General features: G+C 60.0%; 27 protein-coding genes. 11 read left to right on the top strand and 16 right to left on the bottom strand.

The genetic code is table 11. The features are described 5' to 3' along the window. Positions 1–81: 81 nt before the first annotated feature. The 6 genes from murP to eefA form a co-directional block, all read right to left on the bottom strand. Entirely contained in the window at positions 82–1,515 is a 1,434-nt protein-coding gene (gene murP / locus RRF55_RS05925; protein ID WP_087830471.1) for a PTS N-acetylmuramic acid transporter subunit IIBC, read from the bottom strand. A 24-nt stretch (positions 1,516–1,539) separates the two neighbouring features. Beyond that, positions 1,540–2,442: an N-acetylmuramic acid 6-phosphate etherase gene (murQ, locus tag RRF55_RS05920; RefSeq protein WP_032447953.1), complete on the bottom strand. Its 903-nt coding sequence runs from the start codon at positions 2,440–2,442 to the stop codon at positions 1,540–1,542. 162 nt (positions 2,443–2,604) lie between these two features. After that, positions 2,605–3,768, bottom strand: a complete 1,164-nt coding sequence (locus RRF55_RS05915; protein WP_064153819.1) for a multidrug effflux MFS transporter — start codon at positions 3,766–3,768, stop codon at positions 2,605–2,607. A gap of 45 nt (positions 3,769–3,813) precedes the next feature. Then, positions 3,814–5,178: a multidrug efflux RND transporter outer membrane subunit EefC gene (eefC, locus tag RRF55_RS05910; protein WP_004145029.1), complete on the bottom strand. Its 1,365-nt coding sequence runs from the start codon at positions 5,176–5,178 to the stop codon at positions 3,814–3,816. A gap of 3 nt (positions 5,179–5,181) precedes the next feature. Next, a complete protein-coding gene (eefB, locus tag RRF55_RS05905; protein WP_004151514.1) occupies positions 5,182–8,289 on the bottom strand; it encodes a multidrug efflux RND transporter permease subunit EefB in 3,108 nt (1,035 codons plus the stop codon). After that, positions 8,289–9,413 (bottom strand): multidrug efflux RND transporter periplasmic adaptor subunit EefA, encoded by a 1,125-nt coding sequence (eefA, locus tag RRF55_RS05900; protein WP_004150241.1) that lies wholly within the window; start codon positions 9,411–9,413, stop codon positions 8,289–8,291. The genes eefB and eefA overlap by 1 nt, the downstream gene beginning before the upstream one ends. Positions 9,414–9,619: 206 nt before the next feature. Here eefA and RRF55_RS05895 point away from each other — a divergent pair, with 206 nt between their 5' ends. Further along, positions 9,620–9,742 (top strand): hypothetical protein, encoded by a 123-nt coding sequence (locus RRF55_RS05895; RefSeq protein WP_004150240.1) that lies wholly within the window; start codon positions 9,620–9,622, stop codon positions 9,740–9,742. Here the strand turns inward: RRF55_RS05895 and RRF55_RS05890 are convergent. Next, on the bottom strand, positions 9,702–9,818 hold the full coding sequence (locus tag RRF55_RS05890) for a hypothetical protein (RefSeq protein WP_014343452.1): 117 nt from the start codon (positions 9,816–9,818) through the stop codon (positions 9,702–9,704). The genes RRF55_RS05895 and RRF55_RS05890 overlap by 41 nt on opposite strands. Here RRF55_RS05890 and RRF55_RS05885 point away from each other — a divergent pair. Next, positions 9,793–10,209, top strand: a complete 417-nt coding sequence (locus tag RRF55_RS05885; RefSeq protein WP_004173879.1) for a GNAT family N-acetyltransferase — start codon at positions 9,793–9,795, stop codon at positions 10,207–10,209. The two genes, RRF55_RS05890 and RRF55_RS05885, sit on opposite strands and share 26 nt — an antisense overlap. Before the next feature lie 378 nt (positions 10,210–10,587). On the opposite strand, the gene RRF55_RS05880 is transcribed toward RRF55_RS05885, so the two are convergent. After that, complete coding sequence (locus RRF55_RS05880) at positions 10,588–11,235, bottom strand: TetR/AcrR family transcriptional regulator (RefSeq protein WP_004181564.1); 648 nt, start codon at positions 11,233–11,235, stop codon at positions 10,588–10,590. Positions 11,236–11,315: 80 nt separating this feature from the next. Between RRF55_RS05880 and RRF55_RS05875 the strand changes: the two genes are divergently transcribed. Then, complete coding sequence (locus tag RRF55_RS05875; protein ID WP_004145022.1) at positions 11,316–12,809, top strand: MDR family MFS transporter; 1,494 nt, start codon at positions 11,316–11,318, stop codon at positions 12,807–12,809. Here the strand turns inward: RRF55_RS05875 and RRF55_RS05870 are convergent. After that, positions 12,806–13,777, bottom strand: coding sequence for a LysR family transcriptional regulator (locus RRF55_RS05870; RefSeq protein ID WP_072196386.1), 972 nt, complete (start codon positions 13,775–13,777; stop codon positions 12,806–12,808). The genes RRF55_RS05875 and RRF55_RS05870 overlap by 4 nt on opposite strands. A gap of 38 nt (positions 13,778–13,815) precedes the next feature. Here RRF55_RS05870 and RRF55_RS05865 point away from each other — a divergent pair, with 38 nt between their 5' ends. Continuing rightward, entirely contained in the window at positions 13,816–14,442 is a 627-nt protein-coding gene (locus RRF55_RS05865) for a pyridoxamine 5'-phosphate oxidase family protein (RefSeq protein WP_032415822.1), read from the top strand. A 2-nt stretch (positions 14,443–14,444) separates the two neighbouring features. Beyond that, a complete protein-coding gene (locus tag RRF55_RS05860) occupies positions 14,445–14,915 on the top strand; it encodes a nuclear transport factor 2 family protein (protein WP_002923016.1) in 471 nt (156 codons plus the stop codon). Between the two features lie 20 nt (positions 14,916–14,935). On the opposite strand, the gene RRF55_RS05855 is transcribed toward RRF55_RS05860, so the two are convergent. Next, positions 14,936–15,472, bottom strand: a complete 537-nt coding sequence (locus RRF55_RS05855) for a carboxymuconolactone decarboxylase family protein (RefSeq protein ID WP_004151510.1) — start codon at positions 15,470–15,472, stop codon at positions 14,936–14,938. Positions 15,473–15,588: 116 nt separating this feature from the next. Between RRF55_RS05855 and RRF55_RS05850 the strand changes: the two genes are divergently transcribed. The 3 genes from RRF55_RS05850 (at position 15,589) to RRF55_RS05840 (ending at position 18,310) form a co-directional block, all read left to right on the top strand. Beyond that, positions 15,589–16,494, top strand: coding sequence for an AraC family transcriptional regulator (locus tag RRF55_RS05850; protein ID WP_004150236.1), 906 nt, complete (start codon positions 15,589–15,591; stop codon positions 16,492–16,494). A 127-nt stretch (positions 16,495–16,621) separates the two neighbouring features. Further along, positions 16,622–17,431, top strand: a complete 810-nt coding sequence (nlpA, locus tag RRF55_RS05845) for a lipoprotein NlpA (protein WP_032415821.1) — start codon at positions 16,622–16,624, stop codon at positions 17,429–17,431. A 24-nt stretch (positions 17,432–17,455) separates the two neighbouring features. Next, positions 17,456–18,310, top strand: coding sequence for a DMT family transporter (locus tag RRF55_RS05840; RefSeq protein WP_002922972.1), 855 nt, complete (start codon positions 17,456–17,458; stop codon positions 18,308–18,310). On the opposite strand, the gene RRF55_RS05835 is transcribed toward RRF55_RS05840, so the two are convergent. Continuing rightward, positions 18,300–18,860, bottom strand: coding sequence for an NUDIX domain-containing protein (locus RRF55_RS05835; RefSeq protein ID WP_004186204.1), 561 nt, complete (start codon positions 18,858–18,860; stop codon positions 18,300–18,302). The two genes, RRF55_RS05840 and RRF55_RS05835, sit on opposite strands and share 11 nt — an antisense overlap. A gap of 166 nt (positions 18,861–19,026) precedes the next feature. On the opposite strand from RRF55_RS05835, the gene RRF55_RS05830 reads away from it, so the two are divergent. Both RRF55_RS05830 and RRF55_RS05825 read left to right on the top strand, forming a co-directional pair. Beyond that, complete coding sequence (locus RRF55_RS05830) at positions 19,027–19,806, top strand: MBL fold metallo-hydrolase (RefSeq protein ID WP_032415820.1); 780 nt, start codon at positions 19,027–19,029, stop codon at positions 19,804–19,806. A gap of 21 nt (positions 19,807–19,827) precedes the next feature. Continuing rightward, entirely contained in the window at positions 19,828–20,781 is a 954-nt protein-coding gene (locus tag RRF55_RS05825; protein ID WP_032415819.1) for a GlxA family transcriptional regulator, read from the top strand. Here the strand turns inward: RRF55_RS05825 and RRF55_RS05820 are convergent. Continuing rightward, complete coding sequence (locus tag RRF55_RS05820; protein WP_002922967.1) at positions 20,778–21,827, bottom strand: NAD(P)-dependent alcohol dehydrogenase; 1,050 nt, start codon at positions 21,825–21,827, stop codon at positions 20,778–20,780. The genes RRF55_RS05825 and RRF55_RS05820 overlap by 4 nt on opposite strands. Before the next feature lie 372 nt (positions 21,828–22,199). Here RRF55_RS05820 and RRF55_RS05815 point away from each other — a divergent pair, with 372 nt between their 5' ends. After that, a complete protein-coding gene (locus RRF55_RS05815) occupies positions 22,200–22,898 on the top strand; it encodes a winged helix-turn-helix transcriptional regulator (protein ID WP_004151507.1) in 699 nt (232 codons plus the stop codon). A gap of 50 nt (positions 22,899–22,948) precedes the next feature. On the opposite strand, the gene RRF55_RS05810 is transcribed toward RRF55_RS05815, so the two are convergent. The 4 genes from RRF55_RS05810 to RRF55_RS05795 form a co-directional block, all read right to left on the bottom strand. Then, positions 22,949–23,239, bottom strand: coding sequence for a putative quinol monooxygenase (locus RRF55_RS05810; protein WP_002922965.1), 291 nt, complete (start codon positions 23,237–23,239; stop codon positions 22,949–22,951). Between the two features lies 1 nt (position 23,240). Then, entirely contained in the window at positions 23,241–24,248 is a 1,008-nt protein-coding gene (locus tag RRF55_RS05805; protein ID WP_002922964.1) for a zinc-binding alcohol dehydrogenase family protein, read from the bottom strand. A gap of 112 nt (positions 24,249–24,360) precedes the next feature. Continuing rightward, positions 24,361–24,828, bottom strand: coding sequence for a DUF3237 domain-containing protein (locus RRF55_RS05800; RefSeq protein WP_002922963.1), 468 nt, complete (start codon positions 24,826–24,828; stop codon positions 24,361–24,363). A gap of 608 nt (positions 24,829–25,436) precedes the next feature. Then, positions 25,437–26,546 carry an HNH endonuclease gene (locus tag RRF55_RS05795; protein WP_023339338.1) on the bottom strand — a complete coding sequence of 370 codons (1,110 nt, stop codon included), beginning with the start codon at positions 26,544–26,546 and terminating at the stop codon, positions 25,437–25,439. Positions 26,547–26,616: the final 70 nt, after the last annotated feature.

Raw genomic sequence — 26,616 nt, 5'->3', positions numbered from 1 at the left:
GGTAGTCGGGCGCGGCGGCGTAACTATTTTGCAGGCCCGGTAAGGCGAAGCCGCCGCCGGGCATTAACCGATAGTCGCGTTCTAGCTTAAATCGACATTTTTACTGCCGAACAGCCAGGTGAGGACAAAGCCGCACAGGTAGGAGACCGCCAGCCCGCCGGCGTAGGCCGCCATCCCGGCGTAAATTCCGCTGCCGGAGGTCATCAGCGGCAGCGCCACCAGACCGGACGGGCCGAACACCGTGTTCAGGCCGACCGGCAGCCCCAGCCAGGCGATCAGTCCGACGAAGAACCCGCCGCAGGCGCCGCCGAGGCAGGCGGTGACAAACGGCTTCATCCGCGGCAGGGTGACGCCGTAGATCAGCGGCTCGCCAATCCCGAGGAAGCCCGGAATAATCGCCCCTTTAATCTGGGTTCGCAGCAGCGAATCGCGCTTCGCCCGCCAGAACAGCGCCAGCGCCGCCCCCACCTGCCCGGCCCCGGCCATCGCCAGGATCGGGAACAGCGAGTTAAAGCCCTGGGCGTCCACCAGCGCAAAATAGACCGGGACAAACCCCTGATGGACGCCGAACATCACCGCCAGCAGGAACAGGCCGGCCAGCACCGCCGAGCCAAACGGGTTGCCGTTAAGATGCAAGAACAGCCACGACATGCCGGTAAACAACCAGCCGCCAATCGGCATGATCACCGTAAAGGTCACCGCGCCCATGATCAGCAGCGTCACCGCCGAAGTGAGGATCATATCGAGGTTGGCCGGCATCACCCGCCGCACCTGGCGTTCAACCCACGCGCCAAGGATAGCGGCGATCAGTACGCCGATGATATTGCCGCGCGGATCGATGCCATGGCCGAAGAAGGTGGAAATGCCGGCGTAGAAGCCGCTAGTTGCCTCCGGGTTGTAGCCCAGCACGAACAGCGAGGCGATAATCGCGCCGTTCACGCCGGAGCCGCCGAACGCCTTCTGCGCGTTATAGCCAATCAGGATACTCAGAAAGGTGAACATCCCTTTGCTGAAGACCTTCATATAGCCAATCAGCGCCACCAGGCTGGCGTTCGGATGGGCGTTCTCCAGTACGAAAACCTGTTCCGCCAGGGTGGCGAAGCCCAGCAGCAGCCCGACGGCGATAAAGCCGGGGATCAGCGGCGTAAAGATGGTGGCGAATTTGGCGAGAAACTTCTGCACCGCGCTGGTCTGCCTGCCCTTCAGCGCCTGCTTTTTCTCCGCCGCGACGTCGGCCAGCGTCGGCGCGGCGGCGGGCGCCGCCTCCAGCAGGCCGTTCATCATTTCGGCGGCGGTTTGCGCCTTGCCGGGGCCGAGCACCACCTGGAACTGCTCGTCGCTGACGATCACCCCCATCACGCCGTCAATCTGGCGGATGGCGGCGCTGTCGGCCAGACTTTCATCGCGCAGGGTCAAGCGCAGGCGCGTCATGCAGTTGCCCGCCTGCGCGACGTTTGCGGCGCCGCCCACGTGGGCGAGGATCCGCGCTATCATCTCTTTCGTTATTTTTGCCATTGCCCGTTACCTGTCTGTCGGTGCTCAGGTGTTGCTGAGCGCCTTGCGGATATAGCCGTTGTTTTTTGCCAGCAGCGACTGCGCGTCTTCGGCACTTAAGTCCGCCAGCACCATCACGATCGCCGTTTTACAGTGGCGGCCGCAGGCCTCCAGCGCCTTCCGGGCAGTGGGACGATCGCAGTCGGTCGCCTCCATCACGATAGAGACCTGGCGCTCAATCAGCTTGGCGTTGGTCGCTTCAACGTCGACCATCAGGTTGCTGTACACCTTGCCGACGCGGATCATCGCCCCGGTGGAGATCATGTTCAGCACCAGCTTCTGCGCGGTGCCGGCTTTCAGGCGGGTAGAGCCAGTGACCACTTCCGGGCCGACTACCGGGGTGATCGCCACGTCCGCCAGCTGGGCCATTTCGCCATGCGGGTTACAGCTGACGATGGCGACAAAGGCATTCTGACTATGGGCGTATTCCATGGCGCCAATGACGTACGGCGTGCGTCCGCTGGCCGCCAGCCCCACCAGCACATCGCGGTTGCTGAAGTTCAGGTTCTGCAGATCCATCGCCCCCTGCGCTTTGTTGTCTTCCACGTTTTCCACGGCGCTGAGAATCGCTTTATGTCCGCCGGCGATGATCCCCACCACCTGCTCCGGGCGGGTGCCGAAGGTTGGCGGGCATTCGCTGGCATCGAGGATCCCCAGACGCCCTGAGGTACCCGCGCCAATGTAAATCAAGCGGCCACCGGCCTGCAGCGCCGCCGCGACCTTATCCACCACCTCGGCAATCTGCGGCAGATAGGGCGTTATCGCCTGGGCTACCTGCTGGTCTTCCTGGTTTATCACCGTCAGCATCTCGAGGGTGGAGAGGGTGTCAATGTTGGCGCTGTTGGCGTTACGTCGCTCGGTCAGCAGTTTGCTCAGGTCGATACTCATAGAAACCTCGTTATTCTCAGTGGCGCGCAGTATAAGGAATTATTTATTCCTTTCCTGTGAAGGGTATCACGATTAGTACGTGGAGAATAATACGAGAATGGCAGATATGGCGGGAAATAGTGCGGTAATAAATCTGGAATATTTTATTACCGCAGCAGGAGATTAGCGTGCGTCGCGCGGTTTGCTGAGGCCCAGCAGCAGCGCCAGCAGGTAGCAGATGGCCATCGCGAGGCTCATTTTCAGCATCGTTTCGCCGCCGAGACCCGCCAGCGGCGCGGCGATGCCGCCGAAGACAAACATCAGGGTGCCCATCAGCGCGGACGCGGTCCCGGACTGCGCGGCGTCGACGGCGCTCATCGCCTCCGCGCCGGCGACGGTGCTGATGCCGCTCATCAGCGACACGGTAAAGAACAGGCCGACCAGCGCCAGCACCGGCAGATGCAGCCAGGCAAACAGCAGCATGATCGCCGCACAGCTCACGGCCAGCGTCAGGCCGCCGCGCAGCAGGCTTTCGGCGCTAAAGCGGCGCGCCAGACGGGAAAAGATCATCGCGGCGATGATCAGCCCGATACCGTTCAGACCGAACAGCAGACTGAACTGCATGGCGCTCATGCCGTATTCGCTCTGCATCACGAAGGAAGAAGAGCCGATGTAGGAGAACAGCCCGGCCATCATAAAGGCCTGAATCAGGCAGAAGCGCAGAAAGCGGCGATTTTTCAGCACCGGCTGGCCGCGTTGCTGGCGGGCGGCATGCGCCGCTGTGGCCGGCCGCGTTTCCCGCAGGATCGCCAGGCTCATCACCAGCAGCACGCCGCCAATGGCGGCCATCGTCCAGAAGAGAATTCGCCAGTCGAAGGCGGTGATGACGTAGCCGCCCAGCACCGGGGACAGCACCGGCGCAATGCCGTTCACGGTCATCAGCAGGGCGAAAAACTGGGTCAGCAGGGTGCCCTGGTATTTATCGCGGGCAATGGATCGCGACAGCACCGAGCCGCCGGCGCCGGCGAAGCCTTGTAAAAAGCGCCAGACAATCAGCATGTTGATATCGCGGGTCTGGGCGCACATCGCCGAAGAGAAGATAAACAGCAGCAGGGACAGCGCCAGCGGTTTCAGGCGGCCAATGCGGTCGCTCAGCGGGCCGAAAAACAGCTGACCCAGGCCGAGACCAATCAGCGCGGCGGTCAACGACAGCTGGGTCTGGGTGCTGGTGGCCTGCAGCTGCTGAGTGATCTCTGGCAGCGCCGGTAGATAAAAATCCGTGCACAGCGGGCCGATACCCGACAGCAGGCCGAGGATCAGCGCCCAGGAGAGGGAAACACGTGCCATAACGATTCCTTGTAGAGGCCGGGCTCGGTCGCCCGGCGGGTAAGTTTAACTGGCGCCGCCGCCCAGCGACTGCCAGAGGGTGATCCGGTTATTGAGGTCGGTCTGCTGCAGGGACAGCAGCGTCGTTTTCGCCGACCACAGCGTGCGCTGAGCGGTGAGCACCGACAGATAATCGCCGACCCCGGCCTGATAGCTCTTCATGGCGATATCCAGCGATGTCTGCTCGGCGGCGACATACTGCCGCTGAGCATCAAGCTCTTCGCTCAGCGTTTCCCGGCGCGCCAGCGCATCGGCAACGTCCTTAAACGCGCTCTGAATCGATTTCTCGTAGGTGGCGATCAGCCCCTTTTTCTCCGCTTCCGCATAGCGCAGCTGCGACAGGTTGCTGCCGCCGGTGAACAGCGGCAGGCTGATGGAGGGGGCGAACGACCACACCTGCATCCCGTGGCTGAACAGCGACGACAGCGAGTCGCTGCCGACCCCGGCGCTGGCGGTCAGGGAAATCGACGGGAAGAAGTTCGCCCGCGCCGCGCCGATATCGGCATTGGCGCTCTTCAGATTGTGCTCCGCTTCCTGAATGTCCGGCCGACGCAGCAGCACCGACGACGACACGCCCGCCGGCACCAGCGCGATGCTGTTATCCCCGAGACTCTCGAGAGTGCCGGGCAGCAGGCTCTCCGGCACGGTTTCCCCCGCCAGCAGGTTAATGGCGTTTTTATCCTGCGCCACCAGCGTGCGATAGCTGGCGACGCTGGCGCGCGCCTGCTGATAGACGCTTTCCGCCGAGCTTACATCGCCGGCTGAGGCGGTGCCAACCGCCATCTGGCGGGCGACGATGTTGCGCGAGTTTGCCGCGCTGTCCATGGTCTGCTGCGCCAGCGCCAGATTGCTGTTATCCGTCGCCAGCGTCACCCAGGCGGTGGTCAAATCGGCAATCATCGTCAGCCGGGTATTCTGCGCGGTGAATTCGCTGGCAAGCCAGGTTTCGCGCGCCGCGCGCGACAGGCTCTGGTTCTTGCCGAACAAGTCCAGTTCGAAGCTGGAGACCGCGCCGTCGGCCTGTGAAGCGGAGCTCAGGCCGCTGGCCACCGTTTTGCTGCGGGTGTGGCTCAGTTCGGCATCAACGGTGGGAAACAGCGATGCCCGCGTTTCGCCATACTGGGCGCGCGCGGCCTCGATATCGGCCAGCGCCTTTTGCACATCGCGGTTGCTGTTCAGCGCGATGCTGACCACTTTTTTCAGCCGCGCGTCATTGACCACTTTCTGCCAGTCGCCGACCACCGCCGTCGATTCGCCGTGCGCCCCGGGCAGGGTGGCCGGCACCGGCGCGGCCGGGCGATCATAATGCGGGTCAAGCGAGACGCAGCCCGCGGTCAGGAGCGCGATAAACATAAAACTTAAACGAAACATACCTTACTCCTGAGAAGGACGTTGGCGGGTGAAGAGACGCTTCACCAGCACGAAGAACAGCGGTACGAAGAACACCGCCAGCAGGGTGGCCGTCAGGGTGCCGCCGATAATCCCGGTGCCGATCGCCACGCGGCTGTTGGCTCCGGCGCCGGTGGCGATGGCCAGCGGCAGCACCCCGGCGATAAACGCCAGCGAGGTCATGACAATCGGGCGCAGGCGAGTCTGCGCGGCGCGGATCGCCGCCCGGGAGAGCGAATACCCCTCATCCACGGCGGATTCAGCGAACTCCACGATCAGGATGGCGTTTTTCGACGACAGGCCGATGGTGGTCAGCAGCGCCACCTGGAAGTAGACGTCGTTGCTTAAGCCGCGCAGCGTCGCCGCCAGCGCCGCGCCAAGCAGGCCGAGCGGGATGACCATGATCACCGAGAACGGCACCGACCAGCTCTCATACAGCGCCGCCAGGCACAGGAACACCACCAGAATCGAGATGGCGTACAGGCTCATCGCCTGGCCGCTGGCCAGCTTTTCCTGCAGCGAAATGCCGCTCCACGCCCAGGTGGAGCCCGCCGGCAGGCTGTCGGCCAGCTTTTCCATCTTGTCCATCGCCGCGCCGGAGCTGAAGCCGGCGGCGTTTTCGCCCTGGATCTCAAAGGCGGCGGAGCCGTTGTAGCGCACCAGGCTTTCCGGGCCGTATTGCCAGTGGGTGGTGGCGAAGGCGGAGAACGGCGTCATGCTGTTATCGCTGCCGCGAACGAACCATTTGCCAAGGTCCGACGGCACCGCGCGCGCGTCGCTTTCGCCCTGGATATAGACCTTTTTCACCCGGCCGCGATCGATAAAGTCATTCACGTAGGTACCGCCCCAGGCGCTGGAGAGCGTATCGGTCACGTCGCTCAGCGACAGCCCCAGCGAGACGGCTTTGTTGTTGTCGATATCCACCTGCAGCTGCGGCATCTGCGGCAGATCGTTAGCGCGCACCGACTGCAGTTCGCTGCTCTGGTTGGCCGCCGCCAGCAGCTGGCTGCGCAGCTTCATCAGGCTGTCACGGTCGGTACCGCCGCTGGCCATCAGTTCGAAGGTGAAGCCGTTGCTCTGCCCGAGACCGTCTACCGACGGCGGGGTCATGGCGAAGAGGGTGGCGTCGCGGATCGTCCCCAGCTCTTTGGTGGCGCGCAGGGCGATGGCCTGGGCGGTGTTGTCGTCCCCTTTGCGCTGCGACCAGTTTTTCAGCGACACGAAGGCCATCCCGGCGTTCTGCCCGCTGCCGCTAAAGCTGAAGCCGTCGACGGTGAAAATGACGTCGGTATTGGCTTTCTCTTTGGTGAGGAACCAGTCGGTGACCTGGCGGCGCACCTCGGCGGTACGCACCGCCGTCGCCCCGGCGGGCAGGGTGTACTGGACCATGATCTCCCCCTGGTCCTCCACCGGCAGGAAGCTGCCCGGCAGCTTCCACATCGCCAGCGCCATCGCCCCGCAAATCAGCGCGTAAGCGCCCATCATCACTGCGCCCCGGCGCAGGCCGCCGAGCACCCGGCGCTGGTAGCCCGCCTCCGTACGTCCCCACAGGCGGTTAAAGGCGCCGAAGAACCCTTTGGTGTGCGGTTTGGAGTGGCTGAGCAGCGCGCCGCACAGCGCCGGGGTGAGGGTCAGCGCTACCACTACCGACAGCATCATCGCCGAGATAATGGTTACCGAGAACTGGCGATAGATGACCCCAGTCGAACCGCCGAAGAAGGCCATCGGCAGGAACACCGCCGACAGCACCAGGGCAATCGCCACCAGCGCGCCGGAGATTTCGCCCATCGATTTTTCGGTGGCTTCGCGAGCGGGGAGCCCTTCGTCGCGCATAATGCGCTCCACGTTCTCCACCACCACGATGGCGTCATCCACCAGCAGGCCGATCGCCAGCACCATGGCGAACAGCGTCAGGGTGTTAATCGAGTAGCCGAACAGGGCCAGCACCCCGAAGGTGCCAAGCAGCACCACCGGCACCGCCACCGCCGGAATGAGCGTCGCGCGGAAGTTCTGCAGGAACAGATACATCACGCAGACGACGAGGATAATCGCTTCGAACAGGGTCTGAATCACGTCCTCGACCGAGATTTTGATGAACTCGGTGCTGTCCTTCGGATAGGCAATATCGTAACCCTGCGGCATCTGACGCTGGAATTCGGCGATTTTGCTTTTCACCAGCGTCGCGGTGTCCAGCGCGTTGGCGCCGGGGGCCATCATCACCGCGATCCCGGCGGCCGGGTGGCCGTTCAGATTGGCGGTGGCGGTGTAATCCTCGCTACCCATCTCCACCCGCGCGACATCGCTCAGGCGTACTACCGAGCCGTCGGCCTGGCTTTTCACGATGATCGCTTTGAACTGGTCAGGGGTTTGCAGCCGGGACTGCGCGCGCACGGTGGCGGTTAATTGCTGGGCATTGGACGACGGTAGCGCGCCGATTTTACCGGCGGAAACCTGCACGTTCTGCGCCTCAATCGCCGACTGGACGTCGGAAGGCATCAGCGAGTAGGAGGCGAGTTTGGTCGGGTCCATCCAGACGCGCATCGCGTATTCGGCGCCGAATACCTGCAGGCTGCCGACGCCCTCCACGCGCGCCAGCGGGTCCTGCATATTGCTGACCAGCCAGTCGGAGATATCGGAGCTGGTGGCGCGGTTGGTTTTGTCATACACCGCAAGGATCAGCAGAAAGCTGCTCTGCGATTTTTCCACCGTTACGCCGGACTGCTGGACTTCGCTCGGCAGCCGCGATTCCGCCTGCTGCACTTTGTTTTGCACCTGCACCTGGGCGGTGTCCGGGTCGGTCCCCTGCTCAAAGGTGACGGTGATGCTGACCGAGCCGTCGGAGCTGCTGGTGGAGCTGAAGTAGAGCAGATGGTCGAGGCCGGTGAGCTGCTGCTCGATCACCTGGGTGACGCTGTTCTCCAGGGTTTCGGCGGACGCCCCGGTATAGGTGGCGGAGATTTTCACCGCCGGCGGGGCGACATCCGGGTACTGGCCTACCGGCAGCGTGCGGATCGCCAGCACCCCGGCGAGCATAATCAGAATGGCGATCACCCAGGCAAAGACCGGGCGACGCACGAAGAAACGGGAGAACATCAGGCGTTGCCTCCGTTATTGTTGACGGCGACGGCCTTCACTGTCTGTCCGGGGGCCACTTTACCGGTGCCTTCGACAATCAGCTTGTCGCCCGCTTTCAGGCCGCTCAGCACCAGCCATTTATCGCCGTAGGTGTCGCCGGTTTCCACGGTACGCTGCTCAACTTTGTTGGCGGCATCGACCACCAGCGCCGTGGCGTCGCCTTTGGCATCGCGGGTGATCCCCTGCTGTGGGGCGAGGATCGCGTCGTTCATGATGCCTTCATCGATGCGCGCGCGGACGAACATCCCCGGCAGCAGGACGTGCTGCGGGTTGGGGAAGATAGCGCGCAGGGTTACCGAGCCGGTAGATTCATCGACGGCGACTTCGGTGAGCGCCAGACGCCCTTTTTCGGGATAGGTACTGCCATCTTCCAGGGTTAACGTCACGCTGAGGGTGTCGCTGTTGCTGGCCAGGCTTTGCTTGCGTAAACGCAGGAGATCGACGCTGGATCGCGTCAGATCAACATACATGGTGTCGAGCCCGCGGATCGTCGCCAGCGCGGTATCCTGATCGGCGGAGACCAGCGCCCCCGGCGTAACCGACGAGATGCCGATGCGCCCGGCAATCGGCGCGGTGACGGTGGTCCAGTTCAGGTTAATGCGCGCGCTCTCCAGCGCCGCTTTCTTCGATTCCACGCTGGCTTTGTCCTGGGCGCAGGTGGAGGCGGCGTCGTCAGCATCCTGGCGGGAAACGCCGTTATCCCTGACCAGCGACGCGTAGCGCTGGGCCTTCTGGCAATCGGAGACCACCAGCGCCTGGGCCTGTTTCAGCGCCGCCGCCGCTTCGTTCCAGGTCGCGCGATAGCTGGAGGGATCGATCTGGTAAAGGGCCTGCCCGGCCTTCACCATATCGCCTTCGGTAAACAGGCGTTTCTGGATGATGCCGCCCACCTGCGGGCGAACTTCGGCGCTGAGCGAGGCGGTGGTGCGGCCGGTGAGCTGGCTGACTACCGGCACCGGCTGGCTTTGCAGGGTGACCACGCCCACTTCCGGCGTGGGTTGCTGCGGAGCAGATGTCTGCGCATTATCGCATCCGCTAAGGAGAAATAATGCTGTCGCGATGGGAGCTATGATGTATTTCATTATATTTTCTCAAGATATAAGACGTCCGCCCCGTTTATTTAAAAACGAGGGAATAGGTTGGGCGCTGAGGCATTTTCGGGTGAGCGAAAATGACAAAAAAGGAACACAGATGTTCCTGAACGTGATTGTTATTGTGTCTCCGCTGAAGCCAACCTCTTCGGTCTTCAGGAGGTGAAAAGCGCATCTCCTCTGGTTTTGTGGTGAGAATGATCATTCTCATTTTTCCCCATTATACGATCCGTCGCGATAATGGAAAGGTTTTTTTGCTTACTTTTAGAACGCAAAAAATTAAGGCAAATAATCATGGAGAAAATAAGAATATTTTGTGAAAGTGGAGAGGGAAAATAACCATTCGGCAGCGCGATACTGGAGATAGTTAATGACACTAATCATTACAAAAAGCATTAATCCCGACGATCAACAAGAACTGTTTGCCGGTCTGCGGCAGTATAATCAGCAGTATCTCGATGCGGCGCAGTTTGGCGATCTGGGGATTTACTCGCGCGATGCGCAAGGGGTAATGCAGGGCGGGCTGATTGCTAAACGCAAGGGCAACTGGCTGTGCATTGAGTATCTGTGGGTTAGCGAGACGACGCGCGGGCGCGGGCTGGGGAGCGAGCTGATGCAGGAGGCGGAACAGCAGGCGCAGGCGCAAGGCTGCAGCCATCTGCTGGTGGATACCTTTAGCTTCCAGGCGCTGCCGTTTTATCAGAAATTAGGCTATCAGCTGCAGATGTCGCTGCCCGACTTCCCGCACGCAGGCATGCAGCGCCACTATTTGTCGAAGGCGCTGTAACGATCCTGGTATCCCCGGGCGGTCAGGTACCGTACCTGTGGTTGTGCCGGATGGCGGCATAAAGGCCTTATCCGGCCTACACAGTCCTCCCGTAGTTTCGCCCCACCCAGGACCGGCAAGCGCAGCGCCGCCGGGCAGGATATCAGGCACGGCACCTGTATTCTTGCCGGGTGGCGGCTGTCGCCTTACCCGGCCTACGGTTCGTGCTGTGCGCTCCCTGCGGCATAAGAGACATAACGCAGAAAATCAACCGGGAGCGCAATCTGCCGGGAATTAACATAGAAGTTGTAGCCCTGCTAAGCGTAGCGCGAGCAGGGAAAATCCCGGATGGCGGCGCGTGGTGTCTTATCCGGACTACAAAAGCGTCAAAACCACGCCTTAACCTCCAACGCCGTGGCCCATTAACGCCAGCGCGTGGCTGACGATGGTCTGACGGTTGACCGCCTGTAAACGCGGATCGCTGTGGATGCGTGAAAATGGCACCAGCACCAGGCTAATTACCGTGGTAAACAGCAGCTCCGGCGCCAGCGCCGGATTGATCTTGCCTTCCTGCTGCCAGCGACGCACCGTCCCCAGCATCACCTGAAAACGCTCCTCGCCGAAGCGGGCATCCATATGCTGGCGCAGAATCGGCATTTCGCCGATGATCTCCTGCATCCACAGCGGCGCGAACCAGGCGTTTTTCTCCGCCATATGCGCTAGCGTCTCGACCATCATCGTCAGCGCCAGTACCGGGTCCTGTGGATGATCGACAAAGATGCGGCTGATGTGATTGCGCAGCGGCATAAAGCGCTCCTCAATCAGCTGAGTCACCAGCGCATCCCGCGAGCTGAAGTAGTAATGCAGCATCGCCGGCGTCACCCCGGCCTCTTTGGCGATGGCGTTCAACGATACGCGGCCCGCCCCGTCGCGGGCAAACAGCGTCAGGGCGATGTCCATCAACTGTTCGCGGTTGGCGGTACCCGGTTTTTTACCGCGCGGCCGACCCGGGCGGCGGGGAGCATCCTGATCCTTTTGTGCTGTCATGATATGGCGATCTCTTGACCCGACTCATTCTTTCACTAAATATTAATTATGCATTTAATTAATTTCAAGCGAGCGTTGTAATGACTTCTCAAGTCGCTAACCCACCGGTGCAGTCGATACGCCTGCTGTTCAGCGCATTGCTGCTGGTGATGCTGCTTTCAGCGCTGGATCAGACCATTGTCTCCACCGCGCTGCCGACGATTGTCGGCGAACTGGGCGGGCTGGACAAGCTTTCCTGGGTGGTCACCGCCTATATCCTCAGCTCCACCATCGCGGTGCCGCTGTACGGTAAATTTGGCGATCTGTTCGGCCGCAAAATCGTGCTGCAGGTGGCGATTGGGCTGTTTCTCGTCGGCTCCGCGCTCTGCGGGCTGGCGCAGAATATGACCCAACTGGTGCTGATGCGCGGCCTGCAGGGGCTCGGCGGCGGCGGCCTGATGGTGATCAGCATGGCGGCGGTCGCCGACGTCATCCCGCCCGCCAACCGCGGCCGCTATCAGGGGCTGTTCGGCGGCGTTTTCGGCCTGGCGACGGTGATCGGCCCGCTGATCGGCGGTTTTCTGGTGCAGCACGCCTCCTGGCGCTGGATCTTCTATATCAACCTGCCGCTCGGCCTGTTCGCGCTGCTGGTGATCGGCGCGGTATTCCACAGCAGCAATAAACGCAGCCAGCATCAGATTGACTGGCTGGGGGCGATTTATCTCAGCATGGCGCTGCTGTGCATCATCCTGTTTACCTCGGAAGGGGGCAGCGTCCATGCGTGGAATGACCCGCAGCTGTGGTGCATTCTGGCCTTCGGCATCGTGGGGATCATCGGCTTTATTTACGAAGAACGGATGGCCGCCGAGCCGATTATTCCGCTGGCGCTGTTCCGCAACCGCAGCTTCCTGCTGTGCAGCCTGATCGGCTTCGTCATCGGCATGTCGCTGTTCGGGTCAGTCACCTTCCTGCCGCTCTATCTGCAGGTGGTGAAGGAGGCGACGCCCACCGAAGCCGGGCTGCAGCTGATCCCTCTGATGGGCGGCCTGCTGCTGACCTCGATTATCAGCGGGCGGATTATCAGCCGTACCGGTAAATATCGCCTGTTTCCGATCCTCGGCACCCTGCTCGGCGTGACCGGCATGGTACTGCTGACCCGCATCACCATTCACTCGCCGCTGTGGCAGCTGTACCTGTTTACCGGCGTGCTGGGAGCGGGTCTGGGGCTGGTGATGCAGGTGCTGGTCCTGGCGGTGCAGAATGCGATGCCGGCGCAGATGTACGGCGTCGCCACCTCCGGCGTGACCCTGTTCCGCTCGATTGGCGGCTCCATCGGCGTGGCGCTGTTTGGCGCGGTGTTCACGCACGTGCTGCAGAGCAACCTGCAACAACTGCTGCCGGAAGGCGCGGTGCTGCCGCCGGGAATGAATCCGGTGGCGGTCCAGCACCTGCCCGCGGATATCCGCCTCGACTACCTCGACGCCTTCGGCGCGGCGATCCACGCGGCGTTTCTGATGGCGGCCGGCATTATGGCGGTGGCGTTTGTCCTCTCATGGCTGTTAAAGGAGGCGCCGCTGAAGACCGCGACGCATTAAGCGGCCCCGGCGATGCGCAGCAGTGCCTGACGCAGCGCCGGTGCGGCAAAATCGATAAATTTGCGCAGCTTAAGCGGCGCCAGATCCCGAGCGGTATACAGCAAATGGACCGGCGCCGGATCCGGCTCGACGTTTTCCAGCAGCAGACGGAGCTCCCCGTGGCGCAGGCCATCCAGCGCCTGATAATGCAGTAAGCGGGCCACCCCCACCCCCAGCCGCGCGGCATCGGCGGCGCTCTCTGGCGTGGTGACGGATAGCACCGGCGGCAGGTTAATCAGCTGGTCCTCGCGCTCAGCGGCGCGAAAGCGCCAGCCGCGATAGGGCATCGGCGATTCAATGCGGATGATCGGCAGCGCCGCCAGATCGCGCGGCCGCTGCGGCTCGCCGTATTTCGCCAGCAGCGCCGGATGGGCGCAGGCCACAATCCGCATGGTGCCGAGGCGGGTGGCCACCATGCTGCTGTCCGCCAGGTCGCCAATCCGCACCGCCAGATCGACATGGTCGCTCACCAGGTCGGCATTGCGATCGCTGAGCAGCAAACGGACGCGAATTAGCGGGTAGCGGGCGATAAATTCACTGATTACCGGAAGAACGTGCTGGCGTCCAAACATCGTCGGCGCGGAGATCACCAGCTCACCCTTTGGCTCCTGATATTCGCCCGTCGCCTGGCGTTCGGCGTTTTCCACCTCCTCAAGGATCCGCCGCGCGGCGGCGACATAATCGCCCCCGGCGTCGGTGAGCGTCAGTTTGCGGGTGGTTCGCGCCAGCAGGCGTACGCCCAGCGCGCTCTCCAGTTCGCCAATATGGCGGCTGACGGTGGTCAACGGCATATTCAGCGCCCGCGCCGCCGCCGACATGCTCCCCAGCTCGGTCACTTTCACCAGCAGCGCCATCGCGCTTAATCGATCCATTATTCTCCCGTTTTGCGGAAAGATGATTGCCACTTTACCCGTATTATCATTCTTCACAGTACAGTCCATGATGGCGTCAGACAACAGGAGGCGCTATGGCAGCAACCTTTCTCGATATCGCTATCACCCCGGACGTGATGGATGTGCAGCATGAAATGGGCAGCGACTCGCTGTGGCAAACGCCGCGCAGTCGCCGCCAGGCCGACCGCTTCGGCGACAGCGAAGCGGGGATGATCGCCACCCGCGACAGCTTTTATCTGGCGACGGTGTCGCAGAGCGGCTGGCCCTACATGCAGCATCGCGGCGGCCCGCCGGGGTTTCTGCATCTGCTGGATGACACCACCCTGGCGATGGCCGATTTCGGCGGTAACCGCCAGTACATTACTACCGGCAATCTGCGCGGCAGCGACCGGGCCTGCCTGTTTTTGATGGATTATCCGCGCCGTGCCAGGCTGAAAATCTACGCCACCGTCGAGGTCCTGGCGGCAGAGGACCACCCGCAGCTGCTGGCGCAGGTGGCGCCGGCCAACTATCGCGCCCGCATTGAACGTCTGTTTCTTTTTCATTTGCAGGCGTTTGACTGGAACTGCCCGCAGCACATTACGCCGCGCTACAGCGCGCAGCAGGTGGCGGAGTACAGCCAGAACCTGCAGCAACGTATTCATGACCTGGAGCAGGAGAATCAGCGCCTGCAGCAGCAATTAGCCCGTATAGGAGAGTAAGCATGACCGAACAACGTCCCCCGTTACCGCCGTTTACCCGCGACAGCGCTATCCAGAAGGTCCGCGCCGCGGAAGATGGCTGGAACAGCCGCGATGCGGAAAAAGTCGCCCTGGCCTACACCGTGGATAGCGAATGGCGCAACCGCAGCGAATTTGTCCACGGTCGGGGGCAAATTGTTGAGTTCCTGCAGCGAAAATGGCGCAAGGAGCAGCAATACCGGCTGATTAAGGAGCTGTGGGCATGGCAGGAGAATCGCATTGCCGTGCGCTTCGCCTATGAGTGGTGCGACGACAGCGGCAACTGGTTTCGCTCGTATGGCAATGAGAACTGGGAGTTTGATAAGCATGGACTGATGCAGACGCGCTACGCCTGCATCAACGATCTGCCAATTAGCGAAAGCGAGCGCCTGTTCCACTGGCCGCAGGGGCGCCGCCCGGACGATCATCCGGGGCTCAGCGATCTGGGGCTGTAAAACCGGCGCTGCGCGACGGATTAATCGGCTTTCGGGAAGTCGACTACCGTGTCGTTAACCCGGTTCACCATGTTGGTGAACAGGATGGCGCTGATGGCGCTGATAATCTCAATCACCTGCTGGTCGCTAAAACCGGCGTTGCGCAGCGCGGCGACGTCGGCTTCCGGCAGCGTACCGGTGGTGGTCACCAGGGTCTGCGCGAATTTCACCAGCGCATCAAGCTGCGTCTCTTCCGCATACTCCCCGCGGCGCAGGGCGTGGATCTGCTCGCTGCTGAAGCCAGCTTTTTTCGCCATCAGGGTGTGCGCGGCCAGGCAGTAGTCACAGCCGGTGGCTTCGCTGACCGACAGATTAATCGCTTCCAGCTGCTGGGCGCTGAGGCTGCCTTTATGGAGCATCGCATTGTGCGCCAGCGCCTGCTGCAGCGCCGCCGGCGAGTGGCCGCCGATGGTGAGATAGGCGTTCGGCACTTTGCCCATCGCTTTTTTAATCCCGGCGAAAATATCGGCGGCTTTGCCGGTGGCGTCTTGTTCACGGATATCTGCTAAACGGCTCATGGTTAACTCCTGTTGTTATCGAGGGTGTGTTGGCAATGGGGTCATCTTAGGCGCTTGCCGCATGCTAGACTGGCGGTCTTCGTCTCACCTTTTTGTCTTATCGTCTCAGGAGAAGCATGGACAGTCTCAGTCATCTGCTGGCGCTGCTGGCGCCGCGCTGCGAAGTGAACCTGCACTGTCGCTTCGGCGGCCGCTGGCAGGCCGGGCACCAGCAAATGCGCAGCGGCGTGGTGCCCTGGCACGTGGTGCTGCGCGGCGAGGGGCGGCTCAACGTCGGCGGCCAGACCCATCACCTGCGCGCGGGAGATGTCGTCCTCCTGCCCCACGGTTCGCCGCACCTGATGGAGAGCCTGGTGGAGTGGGGCCAGGTGCTGCCGGTGGCGCACCGGTTTAACGGCACGGTGACGGAAATGCGCGCCGGCCCGGCGGAGGGGGCGCTGGAGATGCTGTGCGGCGAATTCTATTTTGGTCCGCACGTCAGCTGGCTGTTCAGTGAAGCATCGACGCTGATCCATCTCCATACCGATGCGCGTGAAGACTGCCCGGAGCTGGACGCGCTGCTTAATATACTGGTGCGCGAGAGCCTGGCGCAGCGTCCCGGCGGCAGCGCTATCGTGCGCAGCCTCGGCGATACGCTGCTGGTGCTCCTGCTGCGCATGCTGCTTGGCGAGCAGCAGCCGCCCGGCGGACTGCTGCGTCTGATGAGCGATGAACGCCTGATGCCGGCGGTGCTGGCGGTGATGGCGACCCCGGAGCAACCGTGGACGCTGGAGAGTATGGCCGCCCGCGCGTTTTTATCACGGGCCACCTTTGCCCGTCATTTTGCCCGCGTCTATCACCTGACGCCGCAGGCGTGGCTGTCGCAGTTGCGAATGGCGCTGGCCGCCCGGCTGCTGCGCCTGGAGCGTCAGACCAACCTCGAGGTCATTGCCGAACGCTGCGGCTTTCAGTCGCTGGCGTCCTTCTCGAAGCGCTTCAAAATGCGCTATGGCGTGACGCCGGGCGAGTGGCGACGGGGCTAGCGCCTCGCGTTTCGCGAAGATGATTTTATTTCCAGTTGCGTGGTTTGCTGTTTATTACCCGACCCGAAAGTCGCTATAGTTTTGCACGAAAAAAACAATGACAGTCAGGACAGACAGGGTGAAGAGGATGAGATTACGTTTACGGGCCGCCGCCGCGGTAATGCTGGCGGGTCTGGCGCTGGTCGGCTGCGACCAAAAGGGTAATGAAGCGAAGCACATTAAGGTGGGCGTGATTAACGGCGCCGAGCAGGATGTAGCGGAAGTGGCGAAGAAGATGGCCAAAGAGAAGTACGGTCTGGAGGTCGAGCTGGTGGGATTCAGCGGCTCGCTGCTGCCTAACGAATCGACCAACGCCGGGGATCTGGACGCCAACGTCTTCCAGCATCGGCCTTTCCTTGAGCAGGACAACAAAGCGCATAACTATCATCTGGTGGCGGTCGGGAATACCTTCGTCTTCCCGATGGCCGGCTATTCGCGCAAGATCAAGTCAGTCGCCGAACTGAAAGACGGCGCGACGATCGCTATCCCCAACGATCCGACCAACCTCGGGCGGGCGCTACTGCTGCTGCAAAAAGAGAAGCTGATTACCCTCAAAGCCGGGACCGGCCTGCTGCCGACGGCGGTGGATATCACCGACAACCCGCATAACCTGAAGATCATGGAGCTGGAAGGGGCGCAACTGCCGCGCGTACTCGACGATCCCAAAGTCGACGTGGCTATCATCAGCACCACCTACCTGCAGCAAACCGGGCTGTCGCCGGTTCGTGACGGCATCTTTATCGAAGATAAAAACTCGCCCTACGTGAACATCATCGTGACCCGGGAAGACAATAAAGACGCGCAAAACGTGAAGGAGTTTATGCAGTCGTACCAGTCGCCGGAGGTGGCGAAGGCGGCAGAGACTATCTTCAACGGCGGCGCGGTGCCTGGCTGGTAAGCCAACACACAGGGAGAGGTGCGTATGGTACGCCAACGGCAGGCTGACCTGCTGCTGATTGCCGCGACGGTGATTGCCGCCTGCGGCTGGATATTTTCCCGCGAGGCGATCGCCGGCATGCCGGTGTTCGCGTTTCTTGGGCTGCGTTTTTTCTTCGCCGCGCTGCTTCTGCTGCCGTTCTGCCGCGGTTTTCGCCCGCAAAAGCAGCACTGGCCAAAACTCATCATCAGCGGACTCTGGTTTGCGCTCAACCTCTGCCTGTGGATCTATTCGGTCTCCACGACGGCGTCGCTCGGCGAAGGGGCGTTTATCATGAGCCTGTCGATGATGTTCGTCCCGCTGACCGCATGGGTGATGATGAAGGTGCGCCCGCCGCGCGCCTGGTGGGAGTGCCTGCCGATCGCGGTGGTAGGCCTGGGGCTGCTCAGTCTGCATATGCCGATAGCTTTCCACCCCAGCCAGGGCTGGTTTTTGCTGACGGCGCTGGTGCAGTCGATCTGGTTCTGTTACACCAGCCGCTGCGCGCGTGAAGTACCGCTGATCCCCCTGACCACCGTGCAGCTGGCGATCACCGGTATCGTCGGGTTGACCATCTCCGCTGCCGTTGAACGCTGGGACCAGCCGATGACCCTGCCGACTCTCGGCTGGCTGGTGGCCAGCATTGTCATCGCCACCAGCCTGCGCTTCGGTCTGCAGATGAAGGGGCAGAAGTACGCGGCGGTGGCCAGCGCGGCGATCATCATGGTGCTCGAACCGCTGCTGACGGTCATTGCCGCCGCGCTGTGGTACGGCGAACAGCTGCCGCTGCAGAAGATTATCGGCGGCGTGCTGATCCTCGTGGCCCAACTGTGGTTCCGCTGGCGGATGCTTAAGCCGTAAGCGGGCCGCTTCGCCGCTGCGCCATCAGCTGCAGCAGCGGCACCAGCGACAGCCCGTCCGGCATCTCGCCGCGGGCGATCAGCTGGTTTATCTCGTCGAAGGTAAACCAGCCGGTCTCCATCACCTCATCCTGATCTGCATCCATCCCCACCCAGCGTAAACCGGTGGCCAGCCAGGTGATAAACAGCTGATCGCTGCTGCCGTAGGAGGGGTTAAAGCGAATGATCTCCTCAACGCGTTGCGCCTGCCAGCCGGTCTCTTCCCGCAGCTCGCGCAGCGCGGCGACCGCCGGGTCTTCCTCTTCATCGACGCCGCCAGAGGGGATCGCCCACACCACCTTATCGATCAGGTAGCGGTAGTGGCGAATCAGCAGCACTTTCTCATCCTGGATGGCCACAATCCCCACCGCCGGGCGCGGGTAATGAATGGAATAAAAGTCGCGGCGCTCGCCGGGGGCGACATCAATACCCACCTTACGCATGCTGAACCACGGCGTCTCGGCGATGACCTGCGGGTCGTGCATATCGGCGGCGGTCAGTTTCTTTTTCATCCTGCCACTCCTGTCAAAAATTGAGCCTTAAGAACAACATAGCCGGAGGCGGATGGCAACCGCCGCAGGTTGGCCCGATTTCATCGATCATTGCCCAAACGCCCCTGTTGAGCCAGGCGGGGACTCAGTACGATGTTCGTCAGATGACCCCCAGAGGAACGCCAACATGAACATCACCCACATCCGTAATGCGACCCAGATTATTCACTACGCCGGGAAAAGATTTCTCATCGATCCGATGCTGGCGGACAAAGGCGCCTGGCCGGGTTTTCCGGGCACCGCGCGCAGCGAACTGCGCAATCCGCTGGTTGAGCTGCCGTTTTCCCGCGATAAAATTGTCGACGTTGACGCGGTGATCGTCACCCACACCCATGACGATCACTGGGACGCGGCGGCGATCGCCGCGATCCCGAAAACCCTGCCGGTGTTCGCCCAGCATGAGGCCGACGCCGCGCTGCTGCGCAGCCAGGGATTTCAGGATCTGCGCCTGCTGTCGTCAGACAGCGAATTTGCCGGCGTGCGTCTGCTGAAAACCACCTCCGGGCAGCATGGCAGCGACCGCACCTACGCGGTGCCGGCGATGGCTGAACGCCTGGGCGAGGCCTGCGGCGTGGTGTTTCGCCATCCGCAGGAGAAGACGCTGTGGCTGGTGGGGGATACTATCTGGCGCGATGACATTGCAGCCGACCTGCTGAAGCTGCGCCCGGACGTGGTGGTCCTCAACGCCGGCTACGCCCACGTCATCGGCTTTGGCCCGATTATCATGGGCAAGGAAGATCTCCTGAACGTGCACTTCGCCCTGCCGGAAGCGAAAATCATGGCTATCCACCTCGAGGCGGTCAACCACTGCCTGGTGAGTCGGGAAGAGATGCGCCAGTATGCGCTGGATAATCAGATTGCCGATGTGGTTTCTATCCCGCAGGATGGAGAAACCGTCGTTTATTAACATGCGTAAGGGGAAGGGACGATGAAACTCACCGACGTGGCGATTGTCGCTGTAGAGGGCTTTAGCCCGTTTCACTACGCCGTCCCCTGCATGCTGTTTGGCGATTCGGTTTCGGAAATCAAACGCTTTAATCTGCACATTTGCGCCGAGCGGCCGGGGCTGCTGCGCGCCCGCGATGGTTTTGCGCTGTACGCCACCGGCGATTATGCCGCGCTGGAACAGGCGGATATCGTGGTGGTGCCTTACTGGGGCGAGGTCGATCGACGTCCGCCGCAGGCGCTGCTTGATAGCCTGGTGCGGGCCCGGGATAACGGCGCGGAGATTGTCGGCCTGTGCCTCGGCGCGTTCGTCCTCGGCTACGCCGGGCTGCTGGACGGCAGGCGAGCGGCGACTCACTGGGAGTTCGAGCAGGATTTCCAGCGCCGGTTTCCGCAGGTGCAGCTGGATATCAACGCCCTGTACGTCGACGACGAGCGGATCATTACTTCGGCGGGCACCGCGGCGGCGCTGGACTGTTGCCTCTACATCATCCGCCAGCGTTTCGGCAGCCTCGCGGCCAACCAGATCGCCCGGCGGATGATTGTTTCGCCGCACCGCGAGGGCGGCCAGGCGCAGTTTATCGCCCAGCCGGTGCCGAAAAACACCCGCGATGCGCGAATCAACTGCCTGCTGGATTATCTGCAGCAGCATATTGCCGAGCCGCACAGTCTCGATTCGCTGGCCCGGGTGGTGGCGATGAGCCGCCGTACCCTGACCCGCCACTTCGCCCGGGCAACCGGGATGAGCATTACCGACTGGCTGACCGCCGAACGTCTGCGCCGCAGCCAGACTCTGCTTGAGGCGGGCGATCTGCCGGTCGAGCAGGTGGCGGAGGCGGTGGGCTATCTTTCAGCGGTCACCTGGCGCCAGCAGTTTAAAGCGCGCTTTGGCGTCAGCCCGACGGAATGGCGGCGTACCTTTCGTCGCGGCGCTTAGCCGGCGAGGGTCGCACTGTCGATCACGAAGCGGTATTTCACGTCACCCTTGACCATTCTTTCCCAGGCTTCGTTGATCTCATCGCCGCGGATCAGTTCGATATCGGCGACGATGCCGTGTTCGGCGCAGAAGTCGAGCATCTCCTGAGTTTCCGGAATACCGCCGATCATCGAGCCGGCAATCGACCGGCGGCGGAAGATCAGATTGAACACTTCCGGCGACGGATGCGGCGTGGCCGGGGCGCCAACCAGCGTCATGGTACCATCGCGTTTCAGCAGCGTGGTGAAGGCATCGAGATTGTGCGGCGCCGCCACGGTGTTGAGGATGAAATCGAAGCTTTTGACGTGGGCCGCCATTTCGTCTTCATTGCGCGACACCACTACGTCATCGGCGCCCAGCGCTCTGGCCGCATTACGCTTGGATTCGGAGGTGGTAAAGGCCACCACGTGGGCCCCCATGGCATGGGCCAACTTGATCCCCATATGCCCGAGGCCGCCGATGCCGACCACGCCGACTTTTTTACCCGGCCCGACGTGCCAGTGGCGCAGCGGCGAGTATGTCGTGATCCCAGCGCACAGCAGCGGCGCGACGGCGGCCAGCTGCGCTTCGGGATGGGTTATCCGCAGCACGTAGCGTTCATTGACCACGATCTGCTGTGAATAACCGCCAAGCGTGTGTCCCGGCGCGTCCTGGGTCGGCCCGTTATAGGTCAGCACCATGTGGTCGCAGTAGTTTTCCAGCCCCTCAGCGCACTCTTCGCACTGTTGACAGCTATCGACCATACAGCCGACGCCCACCAGATCGCCGACGGCGTAGCGCGAGACGGCGTTGCCGACCGCGGTCACCCGACCCACAATTTCATGCCCCGGCACGCAGGGATACAGCGTTCCCGCCCATTCCGATCGCGCCTGGTGGAGATCGGAGTGGCAGACGCCGCAGTAAGCGATGGCGATCTGTACATCCTGCGGCCCCGGGTCGCGGCGGGTGATGGCCATTGATTCCAGCGGCTGGCTGGCGGAGTAGGTACCAATAGCGTTGATCAGCATAGCGAAACCTCTTCTTGATGAATGGACTCAATAGAACGGGAGGGGAATGCGGGTGGTCAGTGGCATCGATAAGCGTAGCCTGGACTGGCCGAGATGCGAGGGGGAAAGCGGTAGAGAAACCCTCAGGCGCGGCGTTAGCCAGCGCAGTAAATAATAAGATGGCCTTATCTTTATCGCCGCTAAGCCTTATAGGTAATTAAGGCTCATCGTATTTTTTATTCCTGTAAAATAGAGATAAATAGTTATTGCAGATAATGATGCTTACACTCTTTTTATCCTCGTAACGTCTTGTCTTTTATTCGTTAATTCACCTGTTGATACTATGATTCTCAACGAATCACTTTTTCAACCTGACCTGATGGCATAAAAACCATGTCGATCCCTGCAGCCAGCCTCTCTACTGACCAGGCGTTACCGTCTTTTTATTACGGAAGACAGACAAAGCCGTTATTCGCGGTGGAATCCCTGTTATCTGCGTTCCTGCCCGCCAGCTCACCCTTTGCGCTGCCGCGATCGACCTATTATCGTTTTCCGCCGACCCAGGCTGAATCCGGATTAATTCTGCTCGAAGAGGGGATTGCCTCGCTATGCCATGCGGAAAACAACATGGTGATATCAACGATATTTGCCCCTTCGCTATTGGGATTAATCGATGGTTACGGCGTCTTTAACGGTATTCCGGAAAAACACCACTGCTCTCTGTTTGCTGAGACAGATTTGCGCGGACGCTGGATAGGACACCAGGCCGCGGTCGAGATCCTCAATGCGCAAAACCTGTGGCAGGAGATGGCCCATGTTCTGGCGCAGCGGCTGATGGTGTTGAGCATGCGTTCGCAGGAGATGGTGGGGGTGGATTCTTATCCGATGGTGCGAACCCTGCTAACAGAGCTGGCGGACTACCCGGAGGAGTATCGTCGCCAAATTAATGCGTTAAGCTTTATACAGCGCCGCACCAACCTGTCGCGCAGCCGTGTTATGTCGATTCTGGCAGAGCTGCGCAAAGGTGGTTACATTACGGTCCATCGCGGGGTGCTGGAAAAGATAACCCGCACGCTTCCCGCCCACTTTTAAACCCGCGCGGCGGAGGGGCGTGATTTTCCCACCCCTCGTCAGCCGGTGGGCTAAGGCTCAACCGGCGTCAGAAAGTCCAGCCGCAGCGGCTCAGCCAGCAGAGACTCCATCTGCGTCATAAACGCCTGAAAATAGGGCATCGCGACATGGGCATCGAGGGCGTCCTGTCCCTGCCACGCCTCGCGCATATAGAAGGTGTCCGGCGCGTCGCGCAGCTGAAACAGGGCATAGTCGAGGTTGCCCGGCTCCTGTCTCGTCGGCAGGAGCAGCGCCTGCAGGGCCTGACGCAGGGCGTCCGTTTGGCCCGGTTTCGCCTTGAGCACGGCGATAAGCGATATCATCTTAAAACCCCTCCAGCACGATCTTGCCGACGGCGCGTCCGGTTTCCAGCTGGCGATGCGCTTTCTGCAGATTGGCGGCGGTGATGGCGCCGTAGTGTTCGCCAAGGGTGGTTTTGATAGTGTGGTTGTCGATCAGCGCCGCCACGCGGGTGAGCAGCTGATGCTGGGCGATCATATCATCCGTCTCAAACATTGAACGGGTGAACATAAATTCCCAGTGCAGGGACAGGCTTTTCGCTTTCAGCGGCACCACGTCCAGGGTCTCCGGGTCATCAATCAGCGCCAGCTTGCCCTGCGGGGCGAGGGCGTCGATCAGCGCGTTGAAGTGCTGCTCGGTATTGGTCAGGCTGGCGACATGGGTTACCGACGTGATACCAATGCGCGCCAGCTCGTCGGCGAGCGGCTTGCTGTGATCGATCACATGGTGCGCGCCCGCCTCGCGGACCCACTGCTGGCTCTCGGGACGCGAGGCGGTGCCGATCACCGTCATGGCGGTCAGTTTACTGGCCAGCTGGGTCAGGATAGACCCCACGCCGCCCGCCGCGCCGACGATTAGCAGCGTGTCGCCCGCATTGCCGCCTTCCTCAACGCCGAGACGGTGAAACAGCAGCTCCCAGGCGGTGATCGCCGTCAGCGGCAGCGCGGCGGCGGAGGCATTATCGAGGGTGCGCGGTTTGTGCGCCACCAGGCGCTCATCCACCAGCTGATATTCACTGTTGCTGCCGGCCCGGCCCAGCGCGCCGGCGTACCAGACCTCGTCCCCGGGCGCGAACAGCGTCACTTCCTCACCGACGGACTGCACCACGCCAACGGCGTCCCAGCCCAGCACCCGCGGCGTGTCGCCCTGAAAGCCGGCGCGCACTTTGGTGTCTACCGGATTGACCGAGATAGCCTTCACAGCGACCAGCAGATCACGCCCGTGGGCGGTGGGGATCGGCAGGTCGATCTCGGTTAAAGAAGGGATGTTGTTGCCGTCAGCGGCGGCTTGAGTAATGGCGATAGCTTTCATAACTGCTCCGGTCTGTGATTCGGGTGAATGAAAAGATGGAGCCATCGTAGACCGCTGCCGGGAGGGGAAAAACGGGCTAACGGCAATAACAGTTATATGCAGAAAGTGAAAATCAGCCCACCTGATAGAAGTCGAGCATCACCCCATCCTGGGTCCGGCCACCGGCGCAGATAAACAGCGAGGTGGTTAGCCAGCTGAGCGCGGGAGCATCCACCTCAAAGGTGGGCACGGTGCGAAAATAGATGGCTTCAGGCGGAATATCGCTAAAAAAGCGCATATCGTCGGCGAAAAGCTGGTCATGATACTGGGCCGGCACCCGGCGGATGCCATTGTTTTCCACATAGACCGTGCCTTCCGCCACCTGCAGGGCATAGCGGGCGGACAGCCTGCAGGTGCCGTCGGGTTCGATTATCTGGCTGTCGACGCCGCCGGGTAATACGTGGCCGCGAAGTTGACCCGAGACGCTGCCGCCGACAATCGGGATCAGCTGGCGCTTACCGGTCTGCGGGCTGCGGGAGACGATTATCGGTTTATCAACCTGGATGGTAATGGAAAAACAGTGTCTGAGTTCGGGGGTCATTATGGCTCTCCTGTTTCGGTTGCTAACGGCACGCGGCCACCGCGCCAGTGTAACGGGTTTGCGAGAGACAAAATAACGCAGGGTTTGGATGAAAATGATTGGCTGGGATGATGAGTTTGGGGGGGGTCAGGTTGGTAGGGAGTGGCTGTGGGGGAGCAGGGGCAAACTGGCGGAAGATCACAGGAGTGATATTGTTATTTTATCTTATTGTTTTTATTCTAATTTATAAATATGTAATTATTTTTTTATACATATGCTTATACACATTTGTTTGACTGACAAGCTATCTATAGGTAAAGCACCAGTGACCGTTCTTATCTAAAAAACTTTTTTTTAGAAAAACTGTTCACACTGTTCACTGCGCATTTTTATCTTTACTATTCATATTGTTATGTGGTGAATAGTTGGTGAACAGTGAACACTTTACTGTTCACCTCCACAGGCTATAGGTACAAGCGCTATAGTCTGCTGTGAGTGAGGAACGGAAGCTCGCTCTTTAATGCAACTGCAACCATCACTGCATGTGTAGTTTAAAAGTATGCCGTTGAGTTATTAATCCACTTCCCTGTGATTGTATAGATTTATTTTTCATCTCTATAAAATAAATATTAGTACATATCAAAGATTGATTTCACTCTATTTTCATGCCTTTTGAAACCTGTTCCCGCGCCCAGACAAGAGAGAGAGATTATAAGTTCATCATCGTAAGTAGAGATGTCGCGGACAAATCCAAACACAGTCTGAACATGACGTCCAGTCATAGCTCCGAACTTCGCGCTAGAACTCGTGCAATACCAAGGTTGAAATGTGAATTCCACTCTTAAATTATAACCTCGGTAATATGCTTTTTTTACCTCGTCAACATCATTAAGACCACCTTCGATAGTCGAAAAGTAGAAGGGTGCTTGTATTGAAATGAAACTTCCCATTTCAACGAGCGCTCTAAGGTCATTCCTTTTATTGAGTATTGGTGTTATGTCAATAACCGGAGTGTTTTTTAACACAATATCAAGGATTGAGCCGAGATAACTTGCAATATGAAATGCGCCACCAAAATCAAGGAAATAAAATCTTCTGCTCTTATCAATATTCCATTTCAAATCATTTGTAATAAATCCTCGATCATCAATAAATCCGTCTTCTTTTAGATTATTGAATTCACCAAGGTCACCTATAGTGAAACCTAACTTTTCAAAAAGCTCAAAAACACGACGGCAATTTATCCAATCCCAACGAGCAGAGCTTCGGGCGGTTTTTAGATTGAAAAGAGTCTGGATATCATTTTTTCTGACAATCATCTCCCACCTTTTCTTATATTCTCTAAGCTCTTTTGGATTCAGGTTTTGACTTAAAGACTTTTTTGTGTGAGCTAGATCATGACAATCTAAGCAAAGTACAGCCAAATTTTCTATAGAATGGTCTCGTGAAACAGACCATTCCTCTATATGGTGAACGATGATTGACTTGTGCTGTTTACGGCAAACACAACAAGTTCTGCGGTTGTGCCAAAGTAAATTTATCAGTGTACTTTCAGGTATAGGAGGTCGTTCACCCGAATGAAGCTGCTTTATATCAAGCTTAGATAAACCAATTCGTGAAAGCATTTCAGCGTTCATTTGTTTTAAGAACTTCAGAGTAAACCCTTTAGCAGAAAGATTTTCTGCTAACTCACTATCTATGCCTCTAGAAAGGAGAGCGTTTATAGTTCTTTGACTCATTTTTAATCCTTATGCATCTTCAGCCTAGAGTGAGCTCATTTCTGCAAACAACTGCTATCCTCACTGCGAG

It is taken from the genome of Klebsiella sp. K47, assembly GCF_051858335.1.
In the GTDB taxonomy this organism is placed as follows: Bacteria; Pseudomonadota; Gammaproteobacteria; order Enterobacterales; family Enterobacteriaceae; genus Klebsiella; species Klebsiella pneumoniae.
Note: the sequence above shows the minus strand (reverse complement) of the source record. Positions and strands in the feature narration are given on the sequence as shown.